This is a genomic window from Metabacillus malikii (assembly GCF_030813355.1).
Lineage (GTDB): Bacteria > Bacillota > Bacilli > Bacillales > Bacillaceae > Metabacillus > Metabacillus malikii.
In genome coordinates this window covers 97,181-111,124 of the sequence record NZ_JAUSUD010000008.1, presented here as the reverse complement: position 1 = coordinate 111,124, position 13,944 = coordinate 97,181, and the positions used below count along the sequence as shown (strand labels likewise).

At 36.3% G+C, this 13,944-nt stretch carries 7 protein-coding genes and 1 pseudogene; all 8 read left to right on the top strand.

Annotation, left to right across the window (positions count from 1 at the left end; genetic code table 11):
* Positions 1–451: 451 nt before the first annotated feature.
* Positions 452–2,962, top strand: a pseudogene (locus J2S19_RS10005) (LamG-like jellyroll fold domain-containing protein); the annotation flags it as partial.
* A gap of 21 nt (positions 2,963–2,983) precedes the next feature.
* Positions 2,984–3,442, top strand: a complete 459-nt coding sequence (locus tag J2S19_RS23830; protein WP_503128645.1) for an LPxTATN C-terminal sorting signal domain — start codon at positions 2,984–2,986, stop codon at positions 3,440–3,442.
* A 643-nt stretch (positions 3,443–4,085) separates the two neighbouring features.
* Positions 4,086–5,078, top strand: a complete 993-nt coding sequence (gene ganR, locus J2S19_RS10000) for a galactan degradation operon transcriptional regulator GanR (RefSeq protein ID WP_307340952.1) — start codon at positions 4,086–4,088, stop codon at positions 5,076–5,078.
* 229 nt (positions 5,079–5,307) lie between these two features.
* Positions 5,308–6,585, top strand: a complete 1,278-nt coding sequence (gene ganS, locus J2S19_RS09995; RefSeq protein ID WP_307340950.1) for an arabinogalactan oligomer ABC transporter substrate-binding protein GanS — start codon at positions 5,308–5,310, stop codon at positions 6,583–6,585.
* Positions 6,586–6,680: 95 nt separating this feature from the next.
* Positions 6,681–7,937, top strand: a complete 1,257-nt coding sequence (gene ganP / locus J2S19_RS09990) for a galactooligosaccharide ABC transporter permease GanP (RefSeq protein WP_307340946.1) — start codon at positions 6,681–6,683, stop codon at positions 7,935–7,937.
* Positions 7,938–7,940: 3 nt separating this feature from the next.
* On the top strand, positions 7,941–8,792 hold the full coding sequence (gene ganQ, locus J2S19_RS09985; RefSeq protein WP_307340944.1) for a galactooligosaccharide ABC transporter permease GanQ: 852 nt from the start codon (positions 7,941–7,943) through the stop codon (positions 8,790–8,792).
* 39 nt (positions 8,793–8,831) lie between these two features.
* The gene (gene ganA / locus J2S19_RS09980) at positions 8,832–10,895 is read left to right on the top strand and encodes a beta-galactosidase GanA (protein ID WP_307340941.1); all 2,064 of its coding nucleotides are present in this window, start codon (positions 8,832–8,834) and stop codon (positions 10,893–10,895) included.
* Positions 10,896–11,082: 187 nt separating this feature from the next.
* Positions 11,083–13,866, top strand: a complete 2,784-nt coding sequence (locus tag J2S19_RS09975) for a glycosyl hydrolase 53 family protein (RefSeq protein WP_307340938.1) — start codon at positions 11,083–11,085, stop codon at positions 13,864–13,866.
* The last annotated feature ends 78 nt before the right edge of the window (positions 13,867–13,944 follow it).

Here is a 13,944-nt window from a genome sequence, read left to right as displayed (position 1 = left end):
AATATTCCAATAATTTAAAGATAGTAGTCCATACATGTCTATCAATGATCTATGAAAATGGTAAAATAGTTAGTAAGGTTTATTGAAGAATAAACCAAAATATAGTATGTTTAATGTGTAATAAACTTGTCGGTTAGTTTTGTAAGCGGTTTATTACTTGTATGCACATAAGAAAATTAAGGGAGGGAAATAGATAGACAAGTAGGGGATTATATAACATACAACTTCGAATTGACACACTTCAAACAAATCTACACGATAGAAAAAGCACATACTATTCCTTTTCTGCCCAATTCACTACATAGAGATTATGAGGTTTATAGCAACTAGAGCAACTTTTATTCTATTGATATGAGAGCGATTACTAGTGTTGCCGGTTTAATATTAATAGAGTTTTTGGTGCGATTAAATGGATGCGTTTTCATTTGTGCTAAATTGAGGGGAGAATAAGATGATATCAAATCTATTTAGAAAACTATCACTTACACTGTTAGCCTTTATTTTGCTGATTCCTGGAATGTTACTAGGTAGTAATAACGAAAATATAGCAAATGCAAATGAAAGTGAACCACCTGTATTTAAAAATGTTTCTGTTCATGACCCGTCAATTATAAAAGAGGGTAAAAATTACTATGTATTTGGCTCTCATATTGAGGCGGCGAAATCAACAGATTTACAAAGCTGGACCACGTTTACAAATGGATATACGACACCTAACAATGTGCTTTATGGTGATCTATCTGAAAACCTTGCTGAATCCTTTAAGTGGGCAGGTGAAGATGATTCAGATAGTAAAGGCGGATTTGCTGTATGGGCCCCAGATATTTTCTGGAATGCTGATTATAAAAATGAGGATGGCACAACTGGTGCATTCATGATGTACTATAGTGCATCTTCAACATATATTCGTTCAGCTATTGGTTATGCTGTATCAAAGAATATTGAAGGTCCATACACATATGTTGATACAATCGTTTATTCTGGTTTCACAAAAGAAGAAGCATATGATGCAGATAGTGATGTAAATAAAAAATGGACAAATACGAATATTCAAACGCTAATTGATGAAGGAAACTTAAACGGACCAAATGAAAATTGGTTTAATGAAAACGGTACTTATAATAATCAAATTTATCCAAATGCAATAGATGCTAATATTTTTTATGATGAAAACGGAAAGCTATGGATGTCATATGGTTCATGGTCTGGTGGAATATTCATGCTTGAACTGGATAAAGAAACAGGTGCTGCAATCTATCCAGGAGATGATGCTAAAACGGATGATGGCCGCCTAATTGACCGTTATTTTGGTACTAAAATTGCAGGTGGTTACGGTAAATCAGGTGAAGGTCCATATATTGTCTATGATCAAGCTTCTGACTACTACTATCTATATGTGACATATGGTTGGTTAGGAGCAGATGGTGGATACAATATGAGGCAATGGAGAGCAAAAAATCCAGAAGGTCCTTATATAGATGCAGCTGGACAAGATGCTGTATTGCCAAGCAGTGTTGAGAACACAAATTACGGTAATAAAATTATGGGGAACTTTTTATTTGAACGTCAACTCGGTGAACCTGGGAATATTGACGGTGTTGGTTATGTCTCACCAGGTCATAATTCTGTCTTTTTAGATGATGAAACAGGTCAGCAATTTTTAGTTTTCCATACGAGATTCCCTGAACGTGGGGAAATCCACGAAGTACGAGTCCATCAAATGTTTAAGAACAAAGATGGTTGGCCTGTTGTTGGAGCTCATCGCTATTCAGGTGAAACAATTGATGAAAATGTAACAAAGGAAGAAGTAGCAGGAGAATATAAGTTTATTAATCAAGGGTTAAGCTACTCTGCAGATATTAACAAATCTATCTTAATACGCTTGAATGATGATAACACAATTACTGGTGATGTGAGTGGAACATGGAGTCAAGATAAGCAATATGCAAGTCTAACAATTGATGGCGAAACATATAATGGTGTATTTGTGCGCTTATGGGATCCAGTCTCTGAAAGCTATGCGATGACATTTACTGCGTTATCAAATAAAGGTGTATCAATATGGGGAAGTAAAAGTCCATTATCTGACCAATCTGATGAAGAAATTGTAGATGGTATATTACAGGATTTAAAACTAGGAAATATTGATAGTATCGTAGGAAACATGAATTTACCCAAAACAGGTACCCGTAATACTGAAATAAAATGGGAGACATCAAATGCAGAGGTTATCACGACAGAAGGTGTTGTGACAAGACCAAGCTTTGAGGAAGGTCCTTCTAAAGTAACACTGACAGCAACAGTTACAAAAGGTGATATTGAAAAGACAAAAACTTTTGAGGTGACTGTGTTACCAAATAAGAAGGAAGAATTAATTGCACACTATAAATTTGAAGACGATCTTTCTGAGGAAACAGGTAATTTTGCTGAAGGTAAAGAAACCGGAAATCGAATTGACAATACTGGTGGTACTATTTCTTATGAAGAGGGAATCATGGGGAAAGGTGCAGTCTTCAATGGTGAATCTGGAGTAAGGTTACCAGACGGCTTGATTACGAGTCATTCCTATACTGTATCACTTTGGTTAAATCCTGAAGCACTAACAGACTTTACAACAACATTTTTTGGTGCTAAAGATGAAAACAATTGGGTGAGCCTTGTTCCACAAGGGCCAGTTGAACAAAATACAATGGTATGGTCTGGAAGTTCAACATGGTATGATGCACCTACAGGAAAAACAATCAATACTGGAGAATGGACGAATGTGACATTTACAGTAAAAGAAGGAGATATTAAAGTTTACTTAAATGGTGAGCAAGCTTTTGAAGGAAAGGAATTCCCACATCGTTTCACAACAACTAATACTTACTTCGGATTAGGTGTTAACCATTGGGATACTCCATTCAAAGGCGCAATGGATGAACTAATGATTTATGAGGGTGCGTTATCCGGCGAAGAAGTGAAAAGTTATTTTGATAGTGTGATGAATCCAGAGCCTCCAAATGAAGATGACGGAAAAGAAACACCAGGAAAACCAGGAGAAGATGACGGAAGTGAAACACCAGGAGAACCAGGTGGAGATGATGGAAGTGAAACACCAGGAAAACCAGGTGAAGATGACGGAAGTGAAACACCAGGAAAACCAGGTGGAGATGACGGAAGTGAAACACCAGGAGAACCAGGTGGAGATGATGGAAAAGAAACACCTGTAAAACCTGACGAAGGTGACGGAACAGAATCACCTACGGTAAAACCGGTTGTAGATAATGATGATGAAAAGACTGGTACAGGGTCCGAGGCAACAAATGGAGAAGCTAATAAAGATGGAAATACCTTACCAGCTACAGCAACTAATCAAGTTAATATTTTACTAGCTGGTATCGTGATGTTAATTATTGGTTGTATAGTGTTTGTTGTAAGAAAAAATAGATTAGAAAACTAAATGTAGAAAAGTCCGTATTCTAATTCATTCGAATACGGACTTTTTTCGTTCAAATTTAAAATAGAATCTACAGGTGGTTTAATTAGGTTATTTCTAAAGGATTGTGGATCTTTATACTAACCTTTTTATGGGTTTGTTGAATTCTGAGGGGTGCGTGGGAGAGGTGAGCCGTGAGTCGTCGGGGCGCAGACAAGCTTACCATCTATCCACGGAAAGCGAGTGATGCAAGAGGAGACCAACCCTAAACGACAACTTAGTAAAAAGCAACAATATATACGAAAACAGCCTATATTTATAAGAAATCATGTATCACTTAACTACTAGTAATAGTGAAAAGGCTTTATCGAATAGATCTTACATAAATCGGTAGTATTTGCTAAAATTTGAGTTACAAGATAAAGTCTTGAAATTAGTTTATAGGTCTGTTCTATGTGAAAAATTCGATATATGACTGATATAAACGGAGAATTTGTTTAGATATATCAATATATTCCTAATACATAACCAAGTAAACGGTGATTTAATTATTAATTATTGCTAAAAAATAAGATTTTTAGTAAAAAATTTTACTAAATGATAAAAAGATGGTATCGTATGATATAGATAAATAATCTTGATTATTAAACATTGGTGGTGTTTTTATATGGCGACAATTAAAGATGTTGCTGAGGAGGCTGGCTTTTCGATATCGACTGTTTCTCGAGTATTGAATAACGATGAAAGTCTTTCTGTACCGGATGAAACAAAGGAAAAGATATTTGAAGTTGCTGATAAACTTAATTATAGAAAAAAAACGATTAGACCTAAAATTAAAAATATAGCTTTTTTATATTGGTTAACGGATAAAGAAGAATTGGAAGATGTTTATTTTAAGACAATGAGATTAGAAATTGAAAAGCTTGCTAAAAAATTCAATGTGGATTTGACTACTTACAAAATTACAGACGATATATCGAGTATACCTACTGATATTGAGGGGTTTATTGCTGTAGGTACTTTTTCTGATAAAGAATTGCAATACTTAAGAGAAATTACTAATAATGGAGTGTTTTTAGATACATCACCTGACCCGAATCACTTTGATTCTGTACGCCCTGATTTAGCTCAGTTAACAATAAATACAATTGATTTGTTTATCGAGAAGGGGCATCGAAATATTGGATTTATTGGTGGAACATATCATAATCCGAATAATGATACGGATGAAATGGATGTTAGAGAGAGAATCTTCCGCTCATACATGGCTGAAAAAGGCCTTCTGAACGATGAGTTTATTTTTTGCCACAGAGGCTTTTCGGTAGATAATGGGTATCATTTAATGCAGGAAGCTATAGGGAGATTGGAAGAAAGGTTGCCAACAGCGTTCTTTATTGCCGCTGATCCAATAGCTGTCGGGTGCTTGCAAGCGCTTAATGAGCATGGGATTGCCATTCCTAACAGAGTTAATATCATTAGCATTAATAATACAAGTGTAGCAAAATATGTATCACCGCCATTAACAACTTATAATATTGATTTACATGAAATGTGTAAAAATGCAATCGAGTTATTATTAGAACAATTAGTAACAAAACGGAAAATTATTAAAACATTGTACCTTGGCGCAGAGTTAATCGTGAGAAAAAGTACAAATTAATCGTTATGTTAGTAAGAGGGTGACTTAGTCACCCTCTTACTATTTTTCCTAACAAATAAAGGGGAATGGTTTATTTTTTGTGTAGATAGATTGTTCCTGAATATTGTTTTCGTAAATTTTTTTACCGAAAAAGGTAAAATATTTATTTACAACTTTTTCTGTTAGTGCTATATTACTATTGTGAACGCTTTCTTATATACATTCCAATTGAAGGGAAGAAAAATATTCTATGAAAAACTTTAAAAGCATTATTAGTATTTTTAGTATTATAGCTTTATTTTTTGTCTTAGCTGCATGTGGACCGCAGGAAAGTGACGAAAAAGAGTCGAGTGGTAAAAAGGAAGATTCAGCTAAAAAGGAATTACTAGTTTGGGAAGATATTGAGAAATCAGATGGAATTAAAGATGCTATTGCAAAGTTTGAAAAAGAACATGATGTAACTGTTAAAGTCGTTGAAAAAGCTTATGCACAACAAATAGAGGACTTACGTTTAGATGGACCGGCAGGAACAGGCCCAGATGTCCTTACGATGGCTGGAGATCAAATTGGAACGGCTGTTACTGAAGGGTTAATAAAAGAATTAACAATTAGTGATGAGATTAAATCTCTTTATACAGAATCTGCTTACCAATCACAATTAGTAGATGGTAAGGCTTATGGATTACCGAAAGCAGTTGAAACTACATTGCTTTACTATAACAAAGATATTATTTCTGAAGATGAGTTACCTGCAACATTAGATGAATGGTATGAAAAATCAAAAGAATTAACAAAGGATGGAAATTATGGTTTCCTAGCATTATTTGACCAAATCTACTATGCACAAAGTGTTTTAGGTGGTTATGGCGGATATATCTTCGGGCTTGATAACGGTGTTTATGACCCGACAGATATCGGTTTGAATAATGAAGGCGCAATTGAAGGTGCTGAATATATTCAAAAGTTCTATACAGAAGGGCTATTCCCAGCAGGAATTATTGGTGAACAAGGTATTAATGTTTTAGAATCTTTATTTACTGAAGGAAAAGCTGCTGCAATCATTTCAGGTCCATGGAATTTAGAACCATTCAAAAAAGCAGGCGTGAATTATGGTGTAGCAAAATTACCACAATTATCAAATGGTGATAATATGAGTGCGTTTGTTGGAGTGAAAAGCTACAACGTAAGCTCATACTCAAAAAATGCTGAACTTGCTGAAGAGCTTGTTAAATTCTTAGCAAATGAAGAAAACTCAAAAACACGATATGAAATTACACAAGAGGTTCCAGCTGTACAAGCATTAGCAGATGACCCGGTTGTTAAGGAAAGTGAAGCGGCACAAGCTGTTGCTGAGCAGTCTCAATTCTCAGAGTTAACACCTAATATTCCGGAAATGAATGAAGTATGGACACCTGCGGATAGTGCTCTTCAAACGATTGCGACAGGTAAAGCAAAACCAGAAGAAGCATTAAACCAAGCTGCTGAGACAATTAAAGGTCAAATCGAAGCTAAACATAGCGGTAATTAATCGTAGAGAAAATAGGGTCGGCTCTTTCAATTGAAGGGGCAGACCCTATTAAAATAAATGACTAAATCATGTCTCATTTTATAGAGGTGAAAAAGGTGACATATCGAAAAAAAGCCTTATTATTATCAATTATTCCTGGTTTTGGCCAGTTTTACAATAAACAATGGGCTAAAGGTCTTTTGTTTCTCATTTTAGGTGTATCATTCTTTACCGCATTTAGTGACTTATTAAATATGGGTTTTTGGGGTCTTTTCACATTAGGGACAGAAGTACCGCGTGATAATTCTGTTTTCTTATTAGCAGAAGGGATTATTGCGGTTATCGTTACATGCTTAGGTTTATTAGTCTATTATTTAAATTTAAGAGATGCCTATAAAACGGGCGCAATGCGTGATGAGAATAAGGAATTATATACATTAAGAGAACAATATCAAAATTTGATTGCGCAAGGCTATCCATATTTAGTGAGTGGGCCATCACTATTTATTTTAATCTTTGCTGTTATTTTTCCGATACTGTTCAGTTTTGCATTAGCATTTACAAACTATGATTTATATCATTCTCCACCTGCTAACCTAGCAGATTGGGTAGGTCTTAAAACTTTTGGCCAGATTTTTACTGTTGATATTTGGCGGTCAACGTTTTTTGATGTACTAGGCTGGACAATTATTTGGACACTTTTTGCATCTTCACTTCAGGTAGGGCTTGGCATTTTGCTCGCTGTAGTAGTAAATCAGAAAGATATACGTTTTAAGAAGTTCTTCCGGACCATTCTAGTATTACCTTGGGCGGTTCCGGGGTTTGTTACAATCTTAATATTTGCAGGTCTATTTAATGATAGTTTTGGAGCTATTAATAATGACATTCTTGCCTTTTTTGGCATTGATGCTATTCCTTGGTTAACAGATGCAAATTGGTCTAAATTAGCACTGATATTAATGCAGGGTTGGTTAGGATTTCCGTATATATTCTTAGTAACTACAGGGGTATTGCAATCGATTCCAGATGATTTATATGAAGCTGCAACAATAGATGGTGCATCTATCATGGCAAAATTCAGACATATTACGATGCCGATGATCCTCATTGCAATGGCACCGATTATTATTACACAGTTTACATTTAATTTTAACAACTTCAATATTATCTATCTCTTTAATGGTGGTGGACCTGCTGTACCTGGTAGCACTGCAGGAGGTACAGATATACTCGTTTCCTGGATTTATAAACTAACAATGCAATCAAGCCAATATTCATTAGCAGCTGCATTAACAATCTTACTATCTATCTTTGTTATTGCAATTGCATTATGGCAATTTAGAAGAACAAATTCGTTTAAAGAGGGGGCTTAAGAGATGGTAACAGATATGAAGAGAAAGAAATTCATTCGACTCCTAAGTTCCTATGCATTATTAACATTTATGGTAGTCATCATCATCTACCCGCTACTATGGACAGTTGGTGCTAGTTTTAATCCAGGGAATAGCTTAATCAGCACATCAATTATTCCGAAAAATCCAACTCTCGAACATTATAAAGAGTTGTTTGCTGGAAAAGAAAGTCTTCAGTATGGTAATTGGTATTTGAATTCATTAAAAATAAGTATTTTCACGATGCTAGGAACAATTTTAAGTGTTTCTTTTACTGCTTATGCATTCTCACGATTTCGGTTTAAAGGCAGAAAAAATGCATTAACGATATTCCTTTTATTACAAATGATCCCTCAGTTTTCAGCGTTAATCGCACTGTTTGTGTTAGCGCAAATACTTGGATTAATGAATAGTCACTGGTTATTAATCTTATTGTATATCGGTGGGCAAATCCCTATGAATACGTACTTAATGAAGGGGTATATGGATTCAATTCCAATCGACTTGGATGAAAGTGCGAAGATTGATGGTGCAAGCAATACGAGAATCTTTTGGCAAATTATTATGCCATTATCAAAGCCGATGGTTGCAGTTGTTGCGATGAATGGTTTTACAGGGCCGTTAGGTGACTTTATTTTATCTTCAACTATATTAAGAACACCTGAATCATATACATTACCTATTGGATTATACAACTTAGTAAATGATGTAATGGGAGCAAGCTATACTACGTTTGCCGCAGGGGCATTATTGATTAGTATCCCAATTGCAATTGTTTTCTTATTGCTACAAAAGAATTTTGTATCAGGATTAACTGCTGGAGGTACAAAAGGTTAAAACAACTCCATAGGAAAAAACATGATAAGGGAGAGTACTATGCTAAATCGAGAAAAAAACTATGTAACAGATGCAAAATTTATGCTTCATGGTGGGGATTACAACCCTGACCAATGGCTAGACCGTCCAGATATTTTAAAGGACGATATAAAATTAATGAAACTTTCACATACAAATACTTTCTCTGTTGGCATTTTTGCGTGGAGTGCTCTTGAGCCTGAGGAAGGTGTTTACAAGTTTGAATGGCTTGATGAAATTTTTAAAAACATTGAGGGAATAGGTGGGCGTGTCATATTGGCAACGCCTAGTGGGGCACGTCCTGCTTGGATGTCACAAAAATATCCAGAAGTATTGCGTACGAATGCGCATAGGCAGAAACAACTTCATGGTGGTAGACATAATCATTGCTTTACATCAAAAGTGTATAGAGAAAAAACACAACAAATGAACCGTAAGCTTGCTGAAAGATATGGTCAACATCCTGCACTATTAATGTGGCATATTTCAAATGAATACAGTGGCGAATGCCATTGCGATAATTGTCAGCATGCATTCAGAGACTGGTTGAAAAAGAAGTATAACAATGATTTACAAGCTTTAAATAAAGCGTGGTGGACAGCATTTTGGAGCCATACATTTACTGACTGGTCACAAATCGAATCACCATCACCGCTTGGTGAAAATGCCGTTCACGGGCATAATCTGGATTGGCGTCGGTTTGTAACAGATCAAACAATATCATTTTTTGAAAATGAAATCGTTCCAATTAGAGACATTTCGCCAAATGTCCCAATTACAACTAATTTTATGGCAGATACAGATGAATTAATCCCATTCCAATCGTTAGATTACAGTAAGTTTGCGAAACACCTAGATGTGATTAGCTGGGATGCGTATCCTGCATGGCACAATGACTGGGAAACTACCGCAGATTTAGCAATGAAGGTAGGCTTTATTGATGATTTGTATCGGAGTCTTAAACAACAACCATTCCTACTAATGGAATCAACGCCAAGTGCTGTCAATTGGCACAAAGTAAATAAAGCAAAGCGCCCAGGCATGCATCTTTTATCTTCGATGCAAATGGTTGCTCATGGGTCAGATAGTATTCTTTACTTCCAATGGCGAAAATCCCGCGGGTCTTCGGAAAAGTTCCATGGCGCTGTTGTTGACCATGATAATAGCTCAGAAAACCGCGTATTTAAAGAAGTTGCGCAGGTCGGTCAAACATTAGAAAAGCTATCAGCTGTAGTCGGAACAAATAAATCAGCAGATGTAGCAATTCTATATGATTGGGAAAACAATTGGGCACTCAATGATGCACAAGGCTTTGGCTTAGAGTCAAAGAGGTATCCGCAAACATTGCAACAGCACTATAAGACATTTTGGGAAAATGATATAACGGTTGATGTGATTACGAAGGAACAAGACTTTTCGTCTTATAAACTATTAATAGTCCCAATGCTTTATCTAGTTAGTGAAGAGACGATATTACGCTTAAAAGCGTTTGTTGCAAATGGCGGTAAACTTGTGATGACATATGTAAGTGGGCTTGTGAACGAACATGATTTAACGTATACAGGCGGATGGCATCCAGATCTTCAAGAGTTGTTCGGGATTAACCCTGTCGAAACGGATACCCTTTATCCGAAAGATGAAAATCAAGTTTTATTCGGTAATGGAAGTTACCTATTAAAAGATTATGCGACGATTATCCATGTGGATGGAGCGGAAGTGAAGGGAACCTATGGGCAAGATTTCTACGCTCATACACCAGCAGTTACATGTAATAAGTTTAAAAAGGGAGAAGCATATTACATTGGCGGACGTTTAAATGAAGCATTTCATCGCGACTTCTATCAACAATTAATAGAGGAGCTTTCCATCGAGCCAGCCTTTAAATTAAAGCATGATAAAGGTGTATCTGTGCAAGTAAGACAAGATGCAGAAAAAGATTATATTTTCATCATGAATTTTACAGAAGAAAGTCAACAGATAACATTTGCAGAAACAGTAAATGATCTTATCACTGGTGAGCCAGTAACTGGTGAATATATTTTGAAAAAGTATGAAGTGAAAATAGTAGAAAAAAATAGAGATTAATAAAAAGGTGGGCGCTCAAAACGAATGCATTTCAAGTCGCCCACTTAATTTTCATTTGCGTTTTCAAATAAGGCATACCATCATATGCAAGAGCAAGCACAATTAGACGAGCTCATCCCCTAGAGTTTTACGGCTTTATGAAAGCGTTTTAATACTACTTTTTAATAAACGTAAAGGTGATGAAGTGATGAAAATGTATGTTTTAAATAAACGAGTAATGCATGTATTAGTTGTCATGATAATTTTAATAGGCTCATTCGTAATACATAATCCATCTAGTTATGCCATAGAGAATACATCTCCTATAACAAATGGCGGGTTTGAATCAGATTTTTGGGATGATAACACTTGGCAAATTGAAGGATCCGATGAAATAGAAATACACCATTTTCAATACGCAACTGACGAATGGATAACAAGTGATGAAGGATTGTCTGCGATGAAATATTGGATAAAGGATTCAGCAAAGACTACCGAGAATCTATCAATCAAGCAAACTATACCAAACATAGCTTCAGGACAATATGAATTGTCAGTACGGGCAATGGGCGGAGTAGATAATGAGGCAGCAACAGTTAGCTTGTTTGCAGGAAATGAGCAAGGTACAGCTACTTCTACAACAGGTTACAATGAGTGGCAAACAATTACATTGAACTTTGAAGTAAATGAGGATACGTCAGACCTTGCGATAGGTGCAACGATTAATGGTGATGCAAATGCATGGGGATACTTAGATCAAGTGAGATTAACCTCTTTAAACGAAAGTGAGCCACAACCTGTAGATGCAGAGATTTTTGTGGAACGAGTAGATGGTCTAGATGAAGGCTTTATTAAAGGAGTTGACGTCTCAAGTATTATTTCACTAGAGGATAGTGGTGTAAGTTTCTACAATTTTGAAGGTGAAAAACAAGATATATTTACAACATTAAAAGATGCTGGTGTGAATTATACTCGCATTCGCATATGGAATGACCCTTATGATTCAAATGGAAACGGCTATGGTGGAGGCAACAATGATTTAGCGAAGGCAATTGAAATTGGTAAGAGAGCAACTGAAAATGGTATGAAAGTACTCGTAGACTTCCATTATTCTGATTTTTGGGCAGATCCTGCGAAACAGCAGGCTCCAAAGGCTTGGCAAACATTAAGCTTTGATGAGAAGCGTGCGGAAGTCTACAATTATACGAAAGACAGTCTCCAGGCATTGATTGACGAAGGGATAGACATTGGAATGGTTCAAGTTGGCAATGAAACAACTGGTGGCTTTATCGGAGAAACAAACTGGGGAAAAATGAGCCAGCTATTCAATGAAGGTAGTCGGGCGATTAGAGACATTGACAAGGATATTCTAGTAGCTTTACATTTTACAAACCCAGAGAAATCGGGTAGCTATAAGTCTATCGCAAAGACTTTACATGACAATCAAGTAGATTATGATATTTTTGCAAGCTCATATTACCCTTTTTGGCATGGCACATTAGATAATTTAACATCTGTGTTAAAGCATGTTGCCGATACGTACGGTAAGAAGGTAATGGTTGCGGAAACATCCTACACATATACAGGTGAGGATGGAGATGGTCATGAAAATACTGCACCAAAGGATTCAGGTCAAACGCTTAATTATCCAATATCTGTTCAAGGTCAGGCAACTGCAGTAAGAGATGTCATCGAAGCTGTTGCAAACGTTGGTGAGGCAGGACTCGGAGTCTTTTATTGGGAACCTGCATGGATTCCTGTTGGCGATGCTAGTGAACTAGAAAAGAACAAGCAAATATGGGAAGAGTTCGGTTCTGGTTGGGCAACAAGCTACGCAACAGAATATGACCCTGAAGATGCTGGACACTGGTATGGAGGTAGTGCTGTAGATAACCAAGCATTATTTGATTTTAATGGAAGCCCATTAGCGTCGTTAAATGTTTTTAAATACGTGAACACAGGAGCTAAGGCCCCTTTATCAATTGAGGAGATTCAAGCTGTTAAAGTGAGTGGGAATGTCGGAGATAAAATAACTTTACCAAACACAGTTATTGTGAAATATAATGATGGGACTGAAGGAAAAGTTCCAGTCAATTGGGATCAGGTTATGCTTGAACAGGCAATAGCAAAAGGAATCGGACAATATATTATTGAAGGAACTGTTGAAGGTGGGCAAAAGGTTAATGCAGAGCTTGAAATTAAGCCAAAGAATCTTCTGAAAAATCCAAGCTTTGAGGATGCTGACCGTAGTATGTGGGACATATTTTATGAGAATGGATTGGAACCACATACTGATTTTGAAAAGATTGCAGCAAATGCAAAAACAGGTGACTATTCCCTACACTATTATTCAGATGACAATGTAGGGTTTAAGGTTGAACAAACAATAACAGGTCTTGAGCCAGGTTATTATCATTTATCGATGTTTATCCAAGGTGGAGATGCAAAAGATTCAACAATGTACCTCTATGCTAATACGAATGAACAAGAATACAAGGCAGATACTTCTGTTAAGGGTTGGGTTAATTGGAATCACCCAAGCATTAATGAAATACTTGTTTTAGATGGGACATTAACAATTGGGGCATCAATTAAAGCGAATCCTGGTGCATGGGGGAGCTTGGATGACTTTAACTTGTACTTAGCAAAACCGTATGTTCCAGAGAATGACGATGTAAATCCAGAAGAAGAGGACGAAGGAATGAAGGATCATCCGGCTGACATCAATGATGGTGAACAGGAACAATCAGAGGGTACTAAAAATGCTGATGGAGAAAAGGGAAATACCGATATAAATCCACAACTTGATGCAAACGATGAAGGGAATGGTGCAAGCATAACAAATCCAAGCGGAGAAAATAAAAGTGCTCAAGTTGTTGGTAAACAATTACCTAATACGGCAACATCAACTTATAATCTATTATTGCTTGGATTACTCATAGGAGGAATCGGGATTATCTATTTGCTTAGCCGGAAAAGACAAGCAGAATAAATACTATAGTAGCAATATCATGAAATGATAGCTTTTTTAAGGAGAAAGACAAAGTGTCAGACCTTTAAAACAAAAGAT